At 62.5% G+C, this 18,889-nt stretch carries 22 protein-coding genes; 7 read left to right on the top strand and 15 right to left on the bottom strand.

From position 1 onward, the window contains the following. Nucleotides 1-33: 33 nt before the first annotated feature. The 3 genes from NKH54_RS03350 to NKH54_RS03360 form a co-directional block, all read right to left on the bottom strand. Complete coding sequence (locus NKH54_RS03350; protein WP_023672026.1) at nucleotides 34-1,449, bottom strand: ATP-binding protein; 1,416 nt, start codon at nucleotides 1,447-1,449, stop codon at nucleotides 34-36. Between the two features lie 89 nt (nucleotides 1,450-1,538). After that, nucleotides 1,539-2,258: a response regulator gene (locus NKH54_RS03355; RefSeq protein WP_023672025.1), complete on the bottom strand. Its 720-nt coding sequence runs from the start codon at nucleotides 2,256-2,258 to the stop codon at nucleotides 1,539-1,541. Next, nucleotides 2,245-2,778: a MarR family winged helix-turn-helix transcriptional regulator gene (locus tag NKH54_RS03360; protein WP_023683723.1), complete on the bottom strand. Its 534-nt coding sequence runs from the start codon at nucleotides 2,776-2,778 to the stop codon at nucleotides 2,245-2,247. Before NKH54_RS03360 ends, NKH54_RS03355 begins: the two co-directional genes overlap by 14 nt. 242 nt (nucleotides 2,779-3,020) lie before the next feature. Between NKH54_RS03360 and NKH54_RS03365 the strand changes: the two genes are divergently transcribed. From NKH54_RS03365 to NKH54_RS03375, 3 genes are all read left to right on the top strand, one after another. Then, a complete protein-coding gene (locus tag NKH54_RS03365) occupies nucleotides 3,021-3,914 on the top strand; it encodes a branched-chain amino acid aminotransferase (RefSeq protein ID WP_023695790.1) in 894 nt (297 codons plus the stop codon). A 145-nt stretch (nucleotides 3,915-4,059) separates the two neighbouring features. After that, entirely contained in the window at nucleotides 4,060-4,374 is a 315-nt protein-coding gene (locus NKH54_RS03370; protein WP_023672022.1) for a hypothetical protein, read from the top strand. A gap of 230 nt (nucleotides 4,375-4,604) precedes the next feature. Further along, entirely contained in the window at nucleotides 4,605-5,243 is a 639-nt protein-coding gene (locus NKH54_RS03375; protein ID WP_023695789.1) for an MBL fold metallo-hydrolase, read from the top strand. Nucleotides 5,244-5,310: 67 nt separating this feature from the next. Here the strand turns inward: NKH54_RS03375 and NKH54_RS03380 are convergent, their stop codons facing one another. From NKH54_RS03380 to NKH54_RS03390, 3 genes are all read right to left on the bottom strand, one after another. Next, nucleotides 5,311-5,736 (bottom strand): BA14K family protein, encoded by a 426-nt coding sequence (locus NKH54_RS03380; protein WP_023672020.1) that lies wholly within the window; start codon nucleotides 5,734-5,736, stop codon nucleotides 5,311-5,313. Nucleotides 5,737-5,928: 192 nt separating this feature from the next. Next, a complete protein-coding gene (locus NKH54_RS03385; protein ID WP_023672019.1) occupies nucleotides 5,929-6,141 on the bottom strand; it encodes a cold-shock protein in 213 nt (70 codons plus the stop codon). A gap of 352 nt (nucleotides 6,142-6,493) precedes the next feature. Next, nucleotides 6,494-6,706, bottom strand: a complete 213-nt coding sequence (locus NKH54_RS03390; protein ID WP_006202520.1) for a cold-shock protein — start codon at nucleotides 6,704-6,706, stop codon at nucleotides 6,494-6,496. A 484-nt stretch (nucleotides 6,707-7,190) separates the two neighbouring features. Here NKH54_RS03390 and NKH54_RS03395 point away from each other — a divergent pair, with 484 nt between their 5' ends. Further along, entirely contained in the window at nucleotides 7,191-7,595 is a 405-nt protein-coding gene (locus tag NKH54_RS03395) for a Kazal-type serine protease inhibitor domain-containing protein (RefSeq protein WP_023695788.1), read from the top strand. A 552-nt stretch (nucleotides 7,596-8,147) separates the two neighbouring features. On the opposite strand, the gene NKH54_RS03400 is transcribed toward NKH54_RS03395, so the two are convergent. Genes NKH54_RS03400 through NKH54_RS03410 form a run of 3 tightly spaced genes read right to left on the bottom strand, consistent with a single transcriptional unit; the run spans nucleotide 8,148 to nucleotide 8,855 of the window. Beyond that, the gene (locus NKH54_RS03400; RefSeq protein WP_023695786.1) at nucleotides 8,148-8,285 is read right to left on the bottom strand and encodes a hypothetical protein; all 138 of its coding nucleotides are present in this window, start codon (nucleotides 8,283-8,285) and stop codon (nucleotides 8,148-8,150) included. A gap of 37 nt (nucleotides 8,286-8,322) precedes the next feature. Continuing rightward, on the bottom strand, nucleotides 8,323-8,589 hold the full coding sequence (locus NKH54_RS03405) for a hypothetical protein (RefSeq protein ID WP_023695785.1): 267 nt from the start codon (nucleotides 8,587-8,589) through the stop codon (nucleotides 8,323-8,325). Continuing rightward, nucleotides 8,586-8,855 (bottom strand): hypothetical protein, encoded by a 270-nt coding sequence (locus tag NKH54_RS03410; RefSeq protein ID WP_023672014.1) that lies wholly within the window; start codon nucleotides 8,853-8,855, stop codon nucleotides 8,586-8,588. Before NKH54_RS03410 ends, NKH54_RS03405 begins: the two co-directional genes overlap by 4 nt. A gap of 323 nt (nucleotides 8,856-9,178) precedes the next feature. On the opposite strand from NKH54_RS03410, the gene NKH54_RS03415 reads away from it, so the two are divergent. Continuing rightward, on the top strand, nucleotides 9,179-9,361 hold the full coding sequence (locus tag NKH54_RS03415; RefSeq protein ID WP_023728228.1) for a hypothetical protein: 183 nt from the start codon (nucleotides 9,179-9,181) through the stop codon (nucleotides 9,359-9,361). Nucleotides 9,362-9,564: 203 nt separating this feature from the next. After that, complete coding sequence (locus NKH54_RS03420) at nucleotides 9,565-11,199, top strand: tetratricopeptide repeat-containing sulfotransferase family protein (protein ID WP_352594797.1); 1,635 nt, start codon at nucleotides 9,565-9,567, stop codon at nucleotides 11,197-11,199. A gap of 7 nt (nucleotides 11,200-11,206) precedes the next feature. Here NKH54_RS03420 and NKH54_RS03425 read toward each other — a convergent pair whose 3' ends face one another. Together NKH54_RS03425 and NKH54_RS03430 are read right to left on the bottom strand one after the other, a co-directional pair. Then, entirely contained in the window at nucleotides 11,207-11,560 is a 354-nt protein-coding gene (locus NKH54_RS03425; protein WP_023711158.1) for a DUF1428 domain-containing protein, read from the bottom strand. Between the two features lie 71 nt (nucleotides 11,561-11,631). Next, nucleotides 11,632-12,060, bottom strand: coding sequence for a VOC family protein (locus NKH54_RS03430; RefSeq protein WP_023691563.1), 429 nt, complete (start codon nucleotides 12,058-12,060; stop codon nucleotides 11,632-11,634). A gap of 200 nt (nucleotides 12,061-12,260) precedes the next feature. On the opposite strand from NKH54_RS03430, the gene NKH54_RS03435 reads away from it, so the two are divergent. Next, entirely contained in the window at nucleotides 12,261-12,875 is a 615-nt protein-coding gene (locus NKH54_RS03435; RefSeq protein ID WP_353027709.1) for a glutathione S-transferase family protein, read from the top strand. A 49-nt stretch (nucleotides 12,876-12,924) separates the two neighbouring features. Here NKH54_RS03435 and NKH54_RS03440 read toward each other — a convergent pair whose 3' ends face one another. From NKH54_RS03440 to uvrB, 4 genes are all read right to left on the bottom strand, one after another. After that, on the bottom strand, nucleotides 12,925-13,098 hold the full coding sequence (locus NKH54_RS03440; protein ID WP_023672009.1) for a hypothetical protein: 174 nt from the start codon (nucleotides 13,096-13,098) through the stop codon (nucleotides 12,925-12,927). A 147-nt stretch (nucleotides 13,099-13,245) separates the two neighbouring features. Further along, on the bottom strand, nucleotides 13,246-14,772 hold the full coding sequence (locus tag NKH54_RS03445; protein WP_353027710.1) for an ABC-F family ATP-binding cassette domain-containing protein: 1,527 nt from the start codon (nucleotides 14,770-14,772) through the stop codon (nucleotides 13,246-13,248). Nucleotides 14,773-15,077: 305 nt separating this feature from the next. Next, nucleotides 15,078-15,413, bottom strand: coding sequence for a hypothetical protein (locus NKH54_RS03450; protein WP_023728225.1), 336 nt, complete (start codon nucleotides 15,411-15,413; stop codon nucleotides 15,078-15,080). 215 nt (nucleotides 15,414-15,628) lie between these two features. Next, on the bottom strand, nucleotides 15,629-18,799 hold the full coding sequence (gene uvrB / locus NKH54_RS03455; RefSeq protein ID WP_353027711.1) for an excinuclease ABC subunit UvrB: 3,171 nt from the start codon (nucleotides 18,797-18,799) through the stop codon (nucleotides 15,629-15,631). Nucleotides 18,800-18,889 lie beyond the last annotated feature (90 nt).

Raw genomic sequence — 18,889 nt, forward strand, 5'->3', positions numbered from 1 at the left:
TTGGCCGAGCCCGACTTCCAGATCATGCTTTGGTCAGGCGGGCACCTTGATCACCGCCCGCAGGCCGCCGAGCGGGCTGTCTTCCAGCATGATGTCGCCGCCATGGCTGCGGGCAATATCGCGGGCGATAGAGAGACCAAGGCCGGTGCCGCTGGCGTCGAGGTTGCGCGCCTCGTCGAGCCGCACGAACGGTTTGAACACGTCCTCGCGCTTTTCCGGCGGGATGCCCGGACCGTCATCGTCGATGGTGACGACGAGTGAGCCGCGGCCGTGATCGGCGCTGATCTCCACCGTCTTGGCATAGCGCAAGGCATTGCCGGCGACATTGGACAACAGCCGGGCGAAAGCGTGCGGGCGCACATGCACGTCCGGATCACCGGCAAGCACGGTCGATAGCTTGCGCTTGTGCAGCGACGCCTCCTCGCCGAGCTTTTGGAAATAGGCCTCGAGATCGAAATGGCCGGCATCTTCCGACGCTTCGCCGCGGGCAAAAGCGATATAGCCTTCCAGCATCGACTGCATGTCGTCGATGTCCTGGTTGAGCGCGGCCTTGGTCTCGGGCTTGCCGCCGGCCAGCGCCAGCTGCAGCTTGAAGCGGGTGAGGATGGTTCTGAGATCGTGGCTGACGCCGGTCAGCATGGCGGTGCGCTGTTCCAGCTGGCGTTCGATGCGCTCGCGCATCTGGATGAAGGCAAAGCCGGCCCGGCGAACCTCCTCGGCGCCGCGTGGGCGGAAATCGCGCGGCATCGGCCGGCCCTTGCCGAAGCTTTCGGCGGCCTCGGCCAGAGACAGGATCGGCCGGATCTGGTTGCGAAGGAAGGGGATGGCAATCGTCAGCAGCACCAGTGACGTCCCGACCATCCAGATCAGGAAGATGTGGGTGTTGGAGGCATAGGCCTGGCTGCGGCGCACGAAGACGCGCAGCACCTTGCCCTCGAGCTGGATGCGGACCTCGACGATGTTGGAATTGCCGACCGTGTCGATCCAGAACGGGCGGTTGATCTGGCGGGTGATCTCGGTGGAAAGGACGTCGTCAAGGATCGAGAAGAAGGGCTTGGGTCCAGGCGCCGGCAACGGGTCGGGCGGCAAGAGGTCGACCTTCAACTGCATGCGGTCCTGGGCGATGCGGATGATGTTCGCGTAGTCGCCATCGTGCGGATAGGTCTCGATCATGTCGATGATCGCGGCGATGTCGCGCACGGTGGCCTGCGACAGGCGCTGCGTCACGGTTGCCCAGTGGCGTTCCATGAAGTCGAAGGCGACGACCGACTGCAGAAGGATCATCGGCGCGATGACGATGATCAGCGAGCGGGCATAAAGCCGCTTGGGCATATAGAACGCAACCAGCCGCCAGAACCGCTTCCAGGCACGCGGCATTGCTTTCAGCGCGCGTGATACGCGCGCGCCAAAGCCGCCCTGTTCCGGCCGTTCCAGTTGCGTGGTCGCCATTTGTCCTTTCGCTGGGTCAATGGCCGCTGGTCGATGGCCGCTGGTCGATGGCCACACATCTATGGCCAAGGGCGGCCGTCAGCGGCATTCTATTCCACGCTAAGCCGATACCCAATACCGCGCACCGTCTGCAGCCAGACCGGATTGGACGGATCGCGCTCGATCTTGCGGCGCAGGCGGTTGATCTGGACGTCGATGGTGCGCTCGCCGACTTCCGAATCGTCGCCGACAAGCTCGTGACGCGGGATCGTTTCGCCGGCCCGCGCGGCAAAGATCGCCAAGATCTCCTGCTCGCGGTCGGTCAGCTTCAGCGCCTCGCCGCCCCGCTTCAGCTCGCGCCTGGCGATCTGGAAGGTGTAGGGGCCGAAGACCAGCTGCTCGACCTTGGGCGTCGTCGCCGGGCCGCCGCGGCGCAGAATGTTATTGATGCGCAGGATCAGTTCGCGCGGGTCGAAGGGCTTGGGCAGATAGTCGTCGGCGCCGGCCTCGAGCCCAGTGATGCGGCTGTCGGTTTCCGATAGCGCGGTGAGCATCAGGATCGGTACGTTCTTCTCCGCCCGCAGCGCCTTGGTGAGGTCGACGCCGGTCTCTCCGGGCATCATGACGTCGAGGACAAGGAGGTCGAAGTCGAGTCCTGCAAGCTTTCGCCTGGCCTCGCCGGCATTTCCGGCGACTGTGACGCGAAAACCATTTTCGGTCAGATACTGCTTGAGCAAATTGCGAATGCGGGTGTCGTCGTCGACCACAAGCAGATGCGGCGCGTCATCGTCCGGCGCCGTCGGCTGGTCCACCCTCTCAATGGTCTCCATGGCTTTTCCCTGACATGTTTGCAGGCACAATGTCGATCTGCGCCCTTAGTTCCGGATTGACCATGGCTTCCAGGAATCGTTCGATCAAGGGACGCTCGCTGGCTCCGGAATCTTCCAATGCAGCACGGATGCGGCGTGACTGTGGCCGCGCCAGGGCCAGCGCCAGGGCGCGCCCCTTGGCTGTCGGATAGAGCTCCCGCTGGCGGCGGTCGCGCGGACCCTGCAATTGCACGATATGGTCGGTGTCGATCAACTGCTTGAGCACCCGCGCCAGGCTCTGCTTGGTGATCTTGAGCACGTCGAGCAGTTCAGCGACCGTCAGTCCCGGCCGGCGGTTGACGAAATGCAGCACCCGGTGATGGGCGCGGCCAAAGCCGTAATCGGCCAGGATCTGGTCCGGATCGGAAGTGAAATCGCGATACGCAAAGAAGAACAGTTCGATGATGGCGAAGTCGATGCCGTCCTCGTCGGTGATCGGCGTCTTGATCGGTTTTCCGGCAGCTGGGCTTCGATCCGTCATCATTTCTCCGTCCATAGAGGGAATATGTCAGTACTATTGACGTAATTCCCCTGCAATGGTAATTTTTGGCAAGCTTTTGGGCGGATTGCGAACGAAAAGGGAAGGGAGTGCGGTTTTTCCGGAACTTCCTGAGTTTGCCAGAGTTCGATTCTCCGCTTACGCTTCAAGGGCCGCCCGACGCGGCTGTCGCGCAACAAAAACAACACCAATGATATGCGGGTCGCCGCCCGCGGGAGGTTTCCATGGCATCCGTTCCCTTCGACCAACTGGACGGCTTCATCTGGATCAACGGCGAGTTCGTCAAATGGGCCGACGCCAAGATCCACGTGCTGACCCACGGCCTGCACTATGCCAGCGCCGTCTTCGAGGGCGAGCGCGCCTATGGCGGTGCCATCTTCAAGCTCAATGAGCACACCGAGCGTCTGCATGAATCGGCGCGCCTGCTCGGCTTCAATATTCCCTATTCCGTGGCCGAGCTCAATGACGCCTCGACCACGCTTCTGAAGAAGCAGGGTTTCCAGGATGCCTATGTCAGGCCGATCGCCTGGCGCGGCAGCGAACAGATGGGCGTGTCGGCGCAGAACAGCCGCATCAACTGCGCCATCGCCATCTGGCAATGGCCGAGCTATTTCGACCCGGCGCAGAAGCTCAAGGGCATCCGTCTCGATCTGGCGGAATGGCGCCGGCCCGATCCGCGCACCGCGCCGTCGAAGTCGAAGGCCGCCGGCCTCTACATGATCTGCACCATGTCCAAGCATGCCGCCGAGGCCAAGGGCTATGCCGATGCCATGATGCTCGACTGGCGCGGCCAGGTCGCCGAAGCAACGGGCGCCAACATCTTCTTCGTCAAGGATGGCAAGATCCACACGCCGAAGCCCGATTGCTTCCTCGACGGCATCACCCGCCGCACCGTCATCGGCCTCGCCAAGGACCGCGGCCTTGAAGTCGTCGAGCGCGCCATCATGCCTGAGGAACTCGAAGGCTTGGAACAGTGCTTCCTCACCGGAACGGCAGCGGAAGTGACGCCGGTCTCCGAGATCGGTCCCTACCGATTCGAGGTCGGCGAGATCGCCAAGACTTTGATGAACGACTATTCTGCTGCGGTGCAACCTAAGCATGCGATAGCCGCAGAATAACGAAAGTCACAGCTTTTTTCGCAAGCAGGGGCGGTTTTGAGGCCGGCCCCTTTATTTCAGCATCTGTGCATTTGACTTTCGTATAATTCAGCGTCTCATGATGGTGTCGGCCCGGGAGGCTGGCAGCTATGGAGGGACTAGGTACATGGATACGAATACGCTCATTGCGCTCGTTGTGCAGGTAATTGCAGGTGTTGTCGGTGGTCAGGCGGTCGGCGTTGCGCTGAAGAATGCGGCGATGGGCCAGCTGACCAAAATCCTCGGCGGCGCCGTTGGCGGCGTCGGCGGCGCGGCGATCCTCGGCAGCCTGCTCGGCGGTACGGCCGACCCGGCAGCGGCTGCCACGGCAGCGGGCGGATTGGGTGATACGCTGAACCTCAAAAACCTGCTCGGCGGCGCCGGCGGCGGCGCCATCCTGACCGGCATCATCGGTGCGGTCATGGGCGCGATGAAGAAGTAAGCCTCTAGATCATTCACCGTTTCACGGCGAATGATCTAGTTTGTTGTTTTACGCAATTCCGGACGGAAAACCGCTTTACACTTTTCCTGGAATTGCTCGAGACTCAGGCTTCGTCAAATGGGCGGCCGTTGGGCCGCCCATTTCTGTTTTAGGACGGACTGTTTGCCTTTCAGCAGTGGACGGCCTTCGCCCGCGCCTCTACATCACGCTGGAACAGCGAAAGGACAATCATGGGTCAGCTCAATGCCGGCATCGTGCCGGTCACGCCTTTCCAGCAGAACTGCACCATCCTGTTCGACATGGATGACAAGCATGGCGTCGTCGTCGATCCGGGCGGCGACATCGACAAGGTGCTGGCGGTGCTGAAGGACAATGCGATCACCGCCGCTGCGATCTGGATCACCCATGGCCACATCGATCACGCCGGCGGCGCCATGGAGCTGAAGGAAGCACTCGGCATCGAGATCATCGGCCCGCACGAAGCCGACAAGCTATTGCTCGACAATCTCGAGAACCAGGGCCAGCGCTACGGCATTGCCGGGGCGCGCAACTGCGTGCCCGACCGGTTTCTCGCAGAGGGCGAGACGGTTTCGTTCGGCTCACATATGTTCGAGGTGCTGCACTGCCCCGGCCATGCGCCCGGCCATGTCGTATACTACAATCGCGCGGCGAAGTTCGCTCATGTCGGCGACGTGCTGTTTCGCGGCTCGGTCGGGCGCACCGACCTGCCGGGCGGCGACCATGCGGCGCTGATCGCCTCGATTAAGAACAAGCTTTTGCCGCTCGGTGACGAGATCGGCTTCATCTGCGGCCACGGCCCGGGTGGCCGCTTTGGCGAGGAAAGGCGGACCAATCCCTTCCTGACTTAGCGATGTCTTTCTGCCAAGAAAAAAAGCGCTGGCCTTGCGGTCAGCGCTTTTTGTGGGACAGGGAAGCTCAATTCGCGACGCAGAAATGCTGCTCACCGTCATTGCCGGTGAACGTGCCGCTGCGGGCATTGAAGCTCCGGTAGCGGTCCGAGCAGTATTCGTACCAGTCGCGGGTCCACGGCTCGGCATAGCGGTCGGCATAGACGACCCGCGGTTCGGCATAGTAACGGCGCACCGGCGCCGGCCGCACTTCGCGGTAGTCGTAATCGTCGTCATAGCTGCTGTAGCGCGGCTGCGGGTTGCTCAGCGCACCGGCGATCAGAGCGCCGGCCGCAAGGCCGACGACACCGGCCGCAAGCGCGTCGCCATTATGATGACGACCATGGCCATGATGCCAGCGGTTCCAGTCCTTGGCATTGGCGGCAGGCAAGGTGGCGAGGGTGGTCGCGGCCAGAGCGGCGCCCAGGATGGCGGTCTTGAAAATGCGATTCATTTTGGTCTCCTTCGTGCCGGCCCGGATAGTTTTCGGGGATGCGGTCCAGCCTAGGGGACGATTAATAGAAGACCGTGGCTGAACGGGGGCTGAACGGAATTGGCTGATACGATCCAGTTCTTGCGGCAAAACCAAGCGCGTACGCAAGGCGCTCCGCCTCGTCAATCTCCGTCCGGACTGTCTTGAGCCAGCTTAGCCGACCGACAGGTTGACGGCCTTCGGACCCTTGCCGCGCTTGTCCGGCTCGGTGTCGAATGTCACTTTCTGTCCATCCTCCAGACCGGAAAGACCCGAAGCCTGCACGGCCGAAATATGAACGAAGACATCCTTCTGCCCGTCGTCGGGCGTAATGAAGCCGAAGCCTTTGGCATGATTGAAGAATTTGACGGTGCCGGTCTGCGGCATGGGAAGCTCCCTTTGATCCCATAAAGTCCAGTTTCGGGCCGGCAAATGCCCGAAGGGAAATTTGTCCTTTATTTTAGCGCTATCGGCAAGAGAAAGTTTTGGCGACGGCGGCAACGCTGAAGGCTGGTCAAATAGATCGTGGCACCGAAGGCAATTCGCGCCAGACGATTGCTCCGGCGATCAGCCACGGCATTGACCGATAAAGCGTCCTTTGCCTCCGGCGACGGCGGTCATGAAAAAGGCGCAACGGGAAACGTCGCGCCTTCGAAACTCTGGACGGCTGACAAAGCCGGTTCAAACACGCTTTAGGTGCTTTTTCGAGCGCCCTGACGGGCGCGCGGGCACCGCCGGTTCAGGCCGCGCGGAGGTTGACCGCCTTCGGACCCTTGCCCATGCGGTCGGGTTCAACGTCGAAGGTGACCTTCTGGCCGTCGACGAGGGTACGCAGGCCCGAGGCCTCGATCGCGGAAATGTGGACGAACACATCCTTGGCGCCGCCGTCGGGCGTGATGAAGCCGAAGCCTTTGGTCGCGTTGAAGAATTTAACGGTGCCGGTCTGGGCCATTGGGGAAACTCCTTCACCCGTGTCAGTCTTGTGGTTTGCCCGCCGCCTGGCATCGTGGGCAAGTCCCGGTGGTTGCTTCGGCAGTCCTGCATTTGCGCATGGTAAAACCCCCCGCCGAAAACGGGGCCGTCAGAGATTCACAGTATCGGGGAAAGGTCGTCCAAAACGTTCCGCTCTCCGGGTCGCAAATGCCCGAACACAAAATTTATCGCACGGAAACGTGATCGTTGCAAGATAGCGCCGCGGGCCGCGTCCATCGACGCATCCCAACGAAGGCGCTTCGATAAACCTGGGTTCTTAAGAGTTCATCAGCCAGAGCCCGGCCACGCATGGTCCAGCGGTCTGGTCCAGGGCCAAAGCAATGCGCGGGCCGGGCATCGCATGGCTCCCGCGCCGCAAACGGGGGTTGCATTTGGCAAGGGAATGGCGAGGATCGGCAGGCGCGTTTTGCGCCGGGGACGGGGGGCTCGAGGGAGGCATATTCATGAGATTTCTTGCGACGATCTTCTCGCGCCAGGGTTTTATTATTCTCTTCCTGTCGGGTCTTCTTGCGGCCTGCACCGTCGTCGTCGATGACGGGCCGGGACCACGTCCGCGCCCGCCACGGCCGGAACCGGAATTCTGCACCAGGCAATACGAGCCGGTCTGCGCGCGGCGCGGCGGTGACCGCCAGACCTTCGCCAATGCCTGCCTTGCCGAACGGGAAGGCTACCGCATCGTTCGCGACGGCCCTTGCCGCGACGGCGGTGGTGGCGGCGAAGAGCCGACATTCTGCACGCGCGAATACGCCCCGGTCTGCGCCCGCCGCCATGGCGAGCTGCGCACCTTTCCCAACGCCTGCGAGGCCCGTGCCGCCGACTACCGCGTCGTCGAGGACGGCCCCTGCTGATTTTTCCTTCTCCCCTGTCGGGTGAGTCCGCCGGAGGCGAATTCACCGTCCCACTGGCACGATAAAAGGCGGCGAATGCCGGGACCCTGCGAAGCAGCGGGGACCGGGCGGGTGGACCGGACCCCCCTTGGTCCTTCGCAGGCTCAGGGCGTTCGAAACTCGAAAAGCCAACAATCGGCTTTTCGTCTGCTGCGCGGACCGCTTCTCACCCCCAAGGGAGAAGGCAAGGTCGCGGATCGGAGTGGTTGCCTACGCCGAATACGCCCCGTCGGCCGGGCCGGCATAAAGCTCTGCGCCGTCCTCGTCGCAAATGCGCAGACGGTCGGGGATCTGTGGCATGGCGAGGCTGTGGAACAGCGCGGTGGCGCCCTGCAGGGCGGCGCGCAGGTTCGGCGCGTCCAGCGATACCTTGTCGAGCGTGGCTTCGTCGGCGTCGCGCGAGCGGCTCGATGAAGAACGTCAAGCACGCCTCCGTTGCAGAGTTTTGCGCGAGATCGTCAGTCCGAGATCGTCAGTCCATTGCCGGCAGGCGCCAGGCGCGCCCCTGGCTGGTCAGCCCTTCGACTTCGGCTTCAGGCTGCTCTCGGCTTGCTTGACCGAGGAACCGAACGGGGAGGCGGCCTTGGCCACCACCTTGTCTTTCCTGGGCTTGCGCGTTTCGCGATTGCTGCGCTGCTGACCCTTGGCCATCTGTCTGCTCCTTCGTACGTGCTGGGTGGGTGCGGTGTCAGACGGCCGGGCTGTCGGGGACAGCCGGGGCGTCCGCTACTTCGAGGTTGTCTTCCGTGGTGACCCGCTCATAGGTCTCCTCCTCGCTGCGGATGCGATATTGCGGCGAGCCATCCTTGACCGGCAATCTGCTCTTGATCTGAAACAGCTCGGCGGTCTTCTGGGCGAGCCCGCTGCGGCTCTTCATGCGCACGGTCTGGCCGATGGCGAAGAGGTGCGAGGGCGTGTCGGTGCGCGGACGCGCATTCTGCTGGAAGCGGATCATGCTGCGTTCTCCTGGTCGCGCCTCAGCGCTGTTTCGAGTTCGAGGTAGTCGATGGCGACAAGCTGGCTGGTGGCCGGGTTCTTCACCGCCCTTGCCGGCAAATGGATGAAGGTGGCGACGCGACGCCAGGCAAGCCGCGACATGCCCTCGATCAGCTCTTCGTCGTGATCGATGTCATAGTCGCCGGCCGGCAGTTGCCCTTCCAGCCCGCCAAGCACGAAGGGTGCCGCGAAATGGGCGATGGAACGGGTGGTGCGATCCGGCATTGGCTTGGCTCTGGTTCGTCGATGCATTCCGGCATCAACCGGGAATTCAACCATCGGCGATTGGAATGAGTTTGGCGGGTCGAGTATCTCCGACGCCGCTATATGCCAAGCTTGACCCAAAAAACGATCTCAGATCAATAATCCGAAATTGTTGGTTATTCAAGCTGATTTCCGCCACGGCTCGACCGGTATAAAAATTTTCTCGTATAAACCCCTAATAAATCTGCTATCGTGGAACAATATCAGCCAATTTCTTATTTAGAGAACATCGGAATAATTATTCCGGTGCCCCTAAGATTATTTTTTACGAAAGGAAAAAATATATGAGATTCATGAAAACGCCGGATCGTCCGACCGCAACAATCGAGCCAATCGTCCTCTTCCCCAAGGCAATATCAGTGCGCCTGACGATAAGAAGCGACGAAGCGGCACGGCGCAAGATTGCCGACACCGACGGCACGCTACGGCGGGAGCGCCGGCTCGCCGAGAGCCACCGGCTGATTTGAACGCTACATTTTGCTGGAATTCCTCTAGAGTTTCGAAGAGGTCCGCGCCCTTGGCGAGCCCACTCTTCCCTTGAACCTGCAGCGCCGATGGCCTAGATCGCGGCAAGCGGACAAAACACGGCAGGTTTCCCATCAACAGAGATCAGAGAAGAGCGGCGGGTGCTGGAGCTGGCGGACAGGCGCCGCTGGGCCTCGACCAATATGTGCAGCAGGCGCTGCAGCTGCATCAGGCCGGGCGCCGGCAGGAGGCCGAGACGCTGTACCGGCAGGTGCTGGCGCGCAAGGCCAATCACCCGGCAGCGGCGCATTTCCTGGGCCTGTTGCTGCACCAGACCGGGCGCAACCCCGAAGGGCTGGAGCTGATCGAGCAGTCTGTGCGTCTGCAGCCGAAGAATCCCGATTTCCTCAACAATCTCGGCACGGTGATGCGCGATCTCGGCCGCGTTGCCGCGTCCGCCGATTTCTTCCGCGGCGCGGTCGATCTCAAGCCCGACCAGCTCGCGGCACGCGACAATCTGGGTTCGGCGTTGAAACAGCTCGGCCAGTTCGAGGCTGCGGAGGACATCTATCGCGGCACAATCGGGGGCAATCCCTTCCATGTCCGCGCCCGCATCGGGCTTGCCGAAACGTTGCAGGAAGCCGGTCGTCTGGACGAGGCGCTGGCGACCTTTCGCGAGGCGCTGACGATCCGGCCCAGGGATGCCGACCTGTTGCACGGGCTCGGCGTCGGGCTGATGGAAAAAGGCAAGCTCGATGAGGCGGCCGACCTGTTCCGGCAGGCGCTGGCGATCACGCCAGGCATGGCAAAAGCCTGGCTGATGCTGACGCAGGTCAAGCGCCAGAAGGAGCGCGACGCCGAACTCGCCGGCATGGAGGCCCAGCATGCCAAGGCGCCGGCCGACAGCCTGGCGCGCATGCAGCTGTCCTTCGGTCTCGGCAAGGCCAATGACGATTTGAAGGACTACAACAGGGCCTTCGACTATTTCGCTGAAGGCAATGCGATCCGCCGCAAGGGCATCGATTATGATCCGGTCAGGACGCGGGCCGAATTCGAGGCGATGAAGACGGTGTTCAACGCCGGCTTTTTCGAAAAGCACAAGCCAAGTGCAATCTCCGACGACACGCCGATTTTCGTCGTCGGCATGCCGCGCTCCGGCACCACGCTGGTCGAACAGATCATCGCCAGCCATCCACAAGTCTATGGCGCGGGCGAGCTCAGCATGTTGAAAACCGCGGTCGGCAAGCAATTTCCGCTGACCATGCCGGGAGGTTTCCCCTGGGGACTGGTCGATGTATCCGACGCGGAGTTTGCGGAGGCGGGCCAAGCCTATCTCGACATGCTGCATGAGCGCTATCCCAACTTCAGGCATGTCACCGACAAGATGCCCGGCAACTTCCTGCTCATCGGCTTCATCCATATGATGCTGCCGAAAGCCAAGATCATCCATTGCGCGCGCGATGCGGCGGCGACCTGCCTTTCGATCTACAAGGTGCATTTCCGCGGCGACAACCACCGCTACGGCTATGATCTGGGCGAGCTCGCCGATTTCCACAACATCTACACCGACATCATGGCGCATTGGCACGATGTTCTGCCGGGCGTCGTCCATGACGTGCGTTACGAGGATTTCGTGGCCGACCAGGAGGGACAGACGCGGGCGCTGATCGGGCATCTCGGCCTGTCCTGGGACGACAAGGCGCTGTCGTTCCACGAGACCGACCGCCCGGTGCGCACGGCCTCGGCCGCGCAGGTGCGCCAGCCGATGTATCAGGGCTCGGTCGATCTCTGGAAGCGCTATGGCGACAGGTTGAAGCCGCTGCTGGACAAGCTGGCCTGAGCAGCGGCTAAAGCTCGATGAAGGGCTGGAAGCCGCCGAAGATCATGCGCTTCATATCGAAGGGCATGGGCCCCGAATCGGGCGTCAAACGCGGATCGGCCATAACCTTGGCCATTACCGCGTCGCGGCTTTGCCTGGACGAATAGACGGCCCAGGCGAAGACGACGATCTCGTCGTCTTTTGCCTGAACGGCACGCGGAAACGAGGTCAACTCGCCATAGGGCACGTCGTCGGCGGTACATTCGAGGTAGGCGAGCGCTCCGTGTTCCTTCCATATCGGGCCTGCGAGGTTGGCCAGCTTCTTGTAGTCATCGATATTTGCCTTCGGCACGGCGAGCACGAAACCATCGACATAGGACATGAGGTTCTCCTTGGAGTATCTCACAAAGCTCCTTACCGGCGTCAGCCGGTGAGGAGCTTTGTCAGCGGTGGTCAGTCTTTCTTCGCCGGCGCGTTCATCGCCCATTCGACCCCGAAGGGGTCGCGCATGTTGCCCCACTGGTCGCCCCAGAACATCAGCTGCAGCGGCACTGCGACTTCGCAGCCGGCACCGACCGCGCGCTTCCACCAGCCATCGATCTCGTCGGCGCCGAGATGGAGCTGCATGGTATAGCCCTGCGGCTTGACGGCAGGCATGCCGTTTTCGGGGTAGAAATCGGAAATCATCAGCGTCGAGCCGTTGATGTGGAGATGGATGTGCATCGTGCGGCCCTGCTCATCGGGCGGATAGAAGAACACCTGTTCGGCGCCGAAAGCCTTCTTGTAGAATTCGGCGGCCTTGAAGGCGCCGTCCAGCTGCAGATAGGGGGTCAATCCACCGAGAACTTTCGCGGCCGGCTGAATGGGGGTCTGGTCGGTCATGTCTTGTTCCTCTTTGGGTTTGGTCTGGGCATTTGGTTTGGCCTTGCGAACCCTAGGACGAACGAGCCGGCCGCGATCCTACATGTCTGATGCGATTTTCTGGCGAAACGAACTTGCGTCGGCGGCGCCCAATCAGAGCGCAATGCTCGCTGTCAGCAGGCTAGAAAGGGGACTGCTCCTTTAACCCCGCTGAGACGACAATGATCCTCTATTACCAGACCCATTCGCCCTTTGCGCGCAAAGCGCTCGTCTTCGCCCATGAGGTCGGGCTTGCCGACCGGCTCGAGGTCATTCATCACGAGACCAGCCCGACCTTGCGCAATGCCAGTGTCTACGCCGAAAACCCGCTCGGCAAGGTGCCGGTGCTGCTGCGGCCGGATGCGCCGCCGCTCTTCGATTCCGATGTCAACTGCGCCTATCTCGATACGCTGCATGACGGCCGCAAATTGCTGCCGCAGGACGGCGAAGCGCGCTGGCAGGCGTTGCGGTTGCAGGCGGTCGCCCAAGGCCTGGCGCAGACGGGCATAGGCCTGCGCTGGGAGACGGAAAGGCGGCCCGAACAGTTGCGCTATGCAGCGCTTGCCGAAGGCTACCGGGAAAAAATCGAGGCCAGCTATGACTGGATCGAAAGCGCGCTGGACGACGAGACACCGCTCCATGTCGGCCATATAGCGCTTGCCACCACGCTGTCCTGGATGGCGTTCCGCCAGCTGCCGTCCTTTCGCGCGCGGGCGCGGCTGACGCGCTGGTTCGAGGCGTTCGAAAAGCGTCGATCGATGCAGGCGACGCCGCTGTCGGGCGATACGCATGACTGAGCAACGGTCGCCCCGCGGCGGCCTGCATCGATCTTTCCCGACCGCATGGTCAGGGCGCCCTGCAGATCCGCGGGCCGTTTTGCGCGTCGATGAGGATTTCCGGCCAGCCGATATCCTTGCGCAGTTCGATCGGCAGGGCCAGAAGCTCGCGCTCGCTGCGATAGCGGGCGCGGTTCTGTGCGTAACGGGCGGCGACGCGGCCTATGGATGACAGGATGGACATGATGCGTTCTCCTCAGATGAAGCCGGCATCATCGTGTCGGCATCCCAAGGACGCAGCAGGTTCAGGCGATCCGACAGAGCGCTGAAAATATTCTGGGAGATGTGAAACCATGGGCCGCAACACAGTGCGGCCCATGGTGGTAGTTCCTCAGCCCGCCGTTTCAGCCACTGAGCGGAAGAAATCCTCGGGGTCTTCGACTTCGGTCAGCTTCCGCTTGTCGATCAGCCAGAAGCGGTTGCCGATGGCGCGGATGAAGGAACGGTCGTGCGAGGCGAGCACACAGCTCGCCTGGTGCTTGAGCAGTTCCTCCTCCAGCGCTTCCTGGCCGTCGATGTCGAGATGGTTGGTCGGCTCGTCGAGCAGGTAGAAGTTGGGGTTGGCGAGTCTCAGCGCCAGCATCATCAGCCGCGCCTTCTGGCCGCCGGACAGCACGCCGATCTTCTTCTCCTGCATCTCAATGACAACGCCGGCGCCGGCAAGCAGCGAGCGGGCGCGTTGCTCGCCGACATCGTAGCGGTGCGAGACCAGGGCCAGCGGCGTGTCGTCGCCACTGATGCCGGCCAGCGCCTGGTCGCTGTAGCCAAGCACCGTCGACGGCGTCACCTTGACGTTCGGCACCGTGTCCGGCTCGGCGATGGCGTTGCGGATCAGATCGACGAAACGCGACTTGCCGACGCCGTTGCGGCCGAGCAGCACGATGCGGTCGCCCTGGCAGATGTGGCGCTTGCCGGTCTTGAACAGCAGCGTGCCGTCCGGCGTTTCCACTGCGGCGTCATCCAGCGTAATCAGCACCTTGGCATGGGTGCCGCGGTTGGCCAGCCGGATCGCGCCGGCCGATTTCTCGCGATGCGCCGATACCGCGGCGTCTTCCAGCTTCTCCGCCCGTTCCCTGAGTTGCTTGGTCTTCACCGTCAAAAGGTCGCTGCCGGAATTGATGCCGATGTTGTTGAGCTTGGCGGCCTGCTTGCGCAGTTGCTGCGCCACCTTCATGTCGCGCTCGAACCGGCGCGCCGTCGAGGCGTCCAATTCGTCCAGGGCCTGCCGCGCCCTGGAATAGGGCAGTGCAAACACCGGCGAGTCCTCCGGGCGCAAGAACAGCGTGCGGTTGGTGACGGCGTCGAGAAAGGCGCGGTCGTGACTGGCGATGACCACCGGCACTTCGCGCGGCAGGGCGTTCAGCCAGCTTTCCAGCTGGCTGATCTTAGCGAGGTCGAGATGATTGGTCGGCTCGTCGAGCAAAAGCACATCCGGATCGGTGACCCAGACGCGGGCGATCAGCGCCAGCCGCTGCCATCCGCCGCTCAGCGCCTGCAGCGGCCGTTCGCGCATCGGCTCGGGCACGTCGAGCGAATCCAGCACCACGTCGACGCGCCACATCTCGCTGTCGGCCTGCTCGGCCGGCAAGGCATCGGCCACCACCTGATGGAAGCTGCGGCTGAGAAGGGCTGGCGGAACCGACTGCTCGACATGGCCGACACGCAGGCCGCGCGTGCGAGAAATGTCGCCCGAGGTCGGCTCCAGCGCGCCGGTCAGGCATTTAAGCAAGGTCGACTTGCCGCGGCCATTGGCGGCGACGATGCCGAGCCGGTCGCCGGCGCCCATGGTGAGGTCGAGATTGGAAAACAGCGGCGCACTCATGGTGACGCCGAGGGATTTGAGGCTGATCAGGGCCATTGCGATTTCTCTGGTCTTGCCGGAGACAACTCCGGATGCACTTTGACGGTGTGCTTGCCGGCCGTCAGGCTCAGCTTTGCGCACCACGAAGGGCAGACCAAAAAATCGAAACGGGAAAAAACCCGTGATGTCCCTGGTCAGCCCTGCAAGCGAACTCGCAGGGCAGAAATCGGGCCACGCTGACGATGGTGATCGATAGACACGCAGCCCTCCTTTCAAGACAAAACTTTGAGTGTGTGGAGCGATTACACCAAAGGCGGGGGTGGAGGCAAGTGGGCGGGTCGGTTGGCAATCGGCCGCTACTGTCACACGGGCCTCAGATGGCCTCCGCTCACTCCGTATTCCCTGTTTGGATCCAGCAGGAAATGTCCGAACACTGCGCTCCTGTGAAGATCAACAACGATCACGAGCAGGGCGTTGAACCTGCCGGTGCCAATCAGAACTTGATCGAACCGGTTTTGGGCATCCCGGTAGACATAGTGGACGTCGTTCAAATAGGGCAGGCCGATCTCATCGAGATCCAGCGCCTCGACATACGGCCATATGTCCACGGCAGCCTCTGCCTTGGCGGTGACGTTCGTCATGGGCTCGGCGAAGCAAGCCTTGAACTCGTCTTCCTGAAGTCTGCGCGTGACGATCATCACGCATTCTAGTGGCCGGCGTCGAAAATTCCCAACGGTGCAGCGGGTCGGTTCTTACCTTCTCCCCTTGTGGGAGAAGGTGGCCGAGCGAAGCTCGGTCGGACGAGGGGTGTTCCAGAAAACACCAACGTCTCACTCCGCTGGAACACCCCTCAACCGTCTCGGCGCTGCGCGCCGATCCACCTTCTCCCACAAGGGGAGAAGGGAAAGGGCGCTTACTTTCCTGGCCGTCCCGTCTTCCCCGGCCGCCGCTTATCACGACGCGCATCGCCTGGGTCCTCGTAGGAGCCGATGCCAGCACGCTGGCGAATGATTGGCTTGGGGGAATCGTCGCGATCCTTCGCGCCCCCCTCTGTCCTGCCGGACATCTCCCCCACTTGGGGGGAGATTGGGTTTGGCTTGGCCGGCAATTTTCCTTCGACCGGCTTTTCGGTCCGCCGCACGGTCATCTCGTCCAGCGAGTTTTTCTTGAACAGCGGCTTGGTGGCATCGCCCGGAATGCCGAAGTCGGAGCCGTGCGCCTCTTCGGCCGACTGTTTCTTGAACAGCGAGCGCGATACCGCTCCGGCCGGTGTCGGCATGTCGGTGCCTGGGCCCATGTCGTCGATCGAGGGCTTGGCGAACAGTGGCTTCTTTACCGGCACGGCGCCGTCGGCGCCCATTTCGTCGAGCGCCGGCTTGCGGAAGAGGTTGGACCGGGCAGCCCTGGCCGCCTCTTCGGCGGCACGTGCCTCATCGAACTTGCGGAACCGCTCCTGTTCCTCAGCCGTACGGTGCTTGGCCACGCCCTTGTTGTGCTTGCCCTTCTCGCGGCCCGAAACCGGGCTTTCCATGTCGGCATATTTGGCCAGCGGGTCTTCCGAGATGGACAGTTCCATCTCGCGCAGCCGCTTGATCTCGTCACGGATGCGGGCGGCCTTCTCGAAGTCGAGATTGGCGGCGGCGTCGCGCATCTGCTTTTCCATGGCGTCGAGATGAGCCTTGAGATTGTTGCCCATCATCGCACCGGCGCCGTCGGTGAACTGCGAGATATCGGCGCGGACATGGTCCTTCTCGTAGACCGAGTCCAGAATGTCGGAGATGCGCGACTTCACCGATTCCGGGGTGATGCCGTTGGCCGCGTTCCATTCCATCTGCTTTTCGCGGCGGCGGTTGGTCTCGGCCATCGCCCGCTCCATCGAGCCGGTGACCTGGTCGGCATAGAGGATGACCTTGCCGTCGACGTTGCGGGCGGCGCGACCGATGGTCTGGATCAGCGACGTCTCGGAGCGCAGGAAGCCCTCCTTGTCGGCGTCGAGGATGGCGACGAAACCGCATTCAGGAATGTCGAGGCCTTCGCGCAGCAGGTTGATGCCGACCAGCACGTCGAAAGCGCCGAGGCGGAGATCGCGTAGAATCTCGATGCGCTCCAGCGTGTCGATGTCGGAGTGCATGTAGCGAACGCGCACGCCTTGCTCATGCAAATATTCGGTCAGGTCTTCGGCCATGCGCTTGGTCAAAACGGTGACCAGCGTGCGGTAGCCGGCGGCCGTGGTGTCGCGGATTTCGCCGACGACATCGTCGACCTGGCTTTTCGCCGGGCGGACTTCGACCGGCGGATCGATCAGGCCGGTCGGGCGGATGACCTGCTCGGCGAACACGCCGCCGGCCTGTTCCATCTCCCAGGCGCCGGGTGTCGCAGAAACCGCGACGGAGAGCGGACGCATGGCGTCCCATTCCTCGAAGCGCAACGGGCGATTATCCATGCAGGAGGGCAGGCGAAAACCATACTCCGCCAGTGTCGCCTTGCGCCGAAAGTCGCCACGATACATGCCGCCGATCTGCGGCACGGTGACGTGGCTTTCGTCGATGAAGACCAGCGCGTTGTCGGGGATATATTCGAACAAAGTCGGCGGCGGATCGCCCGGCTGGCGTCCCGTGAGATAGCGCGAATAGTTCTCGATGCCGGCGCAGGAGCCGGTGGCTTCCAGCATCTCAAGATCGAAGCGGCAGCGCTGTTCGAGCCGCTGTGCCTCCAGCAGGCGGCCGGCGCGCTCGAGCTCGACCAGCCGGTGCTTGAGCTCCTCCTTGATCGACTTGATCGCCTGGTTGAGCGTTGGACGCGGCGTCACATAGTGCGAGTTGGCGTAGATCTTGACGCTCTTCAGCTCGCCGGTCTTCTGGCCGGTGAGCGGATCGAATTCGGTGATCGCCTCGATCTCGTCGCCGAACATCGAGATGCGCCACGCCCGGTCTTCAAGGTGAGCCGGGAAGATTTCGATCGTGTCGCCGCGCACGCGGAACGAGCCGCGGACGAAATTGATGTCCTGGCGTTTGTATTGCTGGGCGACGAGATCCGCGAGCAGAGCCCGCTGGTCGAGCCGGTCGCCGATCTGCATCTGGAAGGTCATCGCCGTGTAGGTCTCGACCGAGCCGATACCGTAGATGCAGGACACCGAGGCGACGATGATGACGTCGTCGCGCTCGAGCAGCGAACGCGTGGCCGAATGGCGCATCCGGTCGATCTGCTCGTTGATCGAGGATTCCTTCTCGATGAAGGTGTCGGTGCGCGGAACGTAGGCTTCCGGCTGGTAGTAGTCGTAGTAGGAGACGAAATACTCGACCGCATTGTCGGGGAAGAATTTCTTGAACTCGGAATAGAGCTGCGCGGCCAGCGTTTTGTTGGGCGCCAGGATCAAAGCAGGGCGCTGCGTCTGCTCGATCACCTTGGCCATGGTGAAGGTTTTGCCGGAGCCGGTGACGCCGAGCAGCACCTGAGTGCGGTCATTGTTGTCGACGCCCTCGACAAGATCCTTGATGGCGGTCGGCTGGTCGCCGGCCGGCTCGAAATCCGACACCATCTTGATGGCGATGCCGCCTTCGGATTTTTCCGGGCGGGCAGGGCGGTGCGGCGTCCACAGCACGCCGTCCTTGTGCAAGGGGTTGCCGGATTCGATCAGTGCCGACAGCGCCGCGACCGTTGCGGTGACGCTGCCCGAGGCCATGGTCTCGGCGTCTTCTAGCGAGATGTCGAGACCGGCGACCGGGTTGAGGCCGGCGGCGGTGCGTTCGCGGGCCGTGGCCGCGCCGCCCATCGAGGTGCCGCGCGAACTGCGGCCGGGGGAGGTTGAGCGTTCCGGAATCTTCTTCGCCACCTTCGGCGGCTTGGCGCCGCCGGAACTACGCCCTTCCTTCTCGGCCTCCTGCTCGATCTGCTCGGCCCAGTCGGCAATCGAGCCGCTCAGCGGCGCGCCGGTGAAGTCGGCCTGCGGCGCCTCGGCGAAGCCGCCTCTGTGCAGAGGCTCCGAAGCATCGAGGAAATCGGTCAACGGGCTGCGCCGCTTGGGCGGCGAAGCGCTGTTGTCACCCGCCGGAGACGGTGTCTTTTTCTCGGGAAGTTTGGCCATGCCCCAAATATGGGCAGAGTCCGCCAAAATGGAAAGAGTGCAGTGGCAAGGGACACTAAGCGGGTCGAAGCTCCTGACACAAGGGTGTCA

This window comes from Mesorhizobium sp. M1004, from assembly GCF_040318795.1.
Lineage (GTDB): Bacteria > Pseudomonadota > Alphaproteobacteria > Rhizobiales > Rhizobiaceae > Mesorhizobium.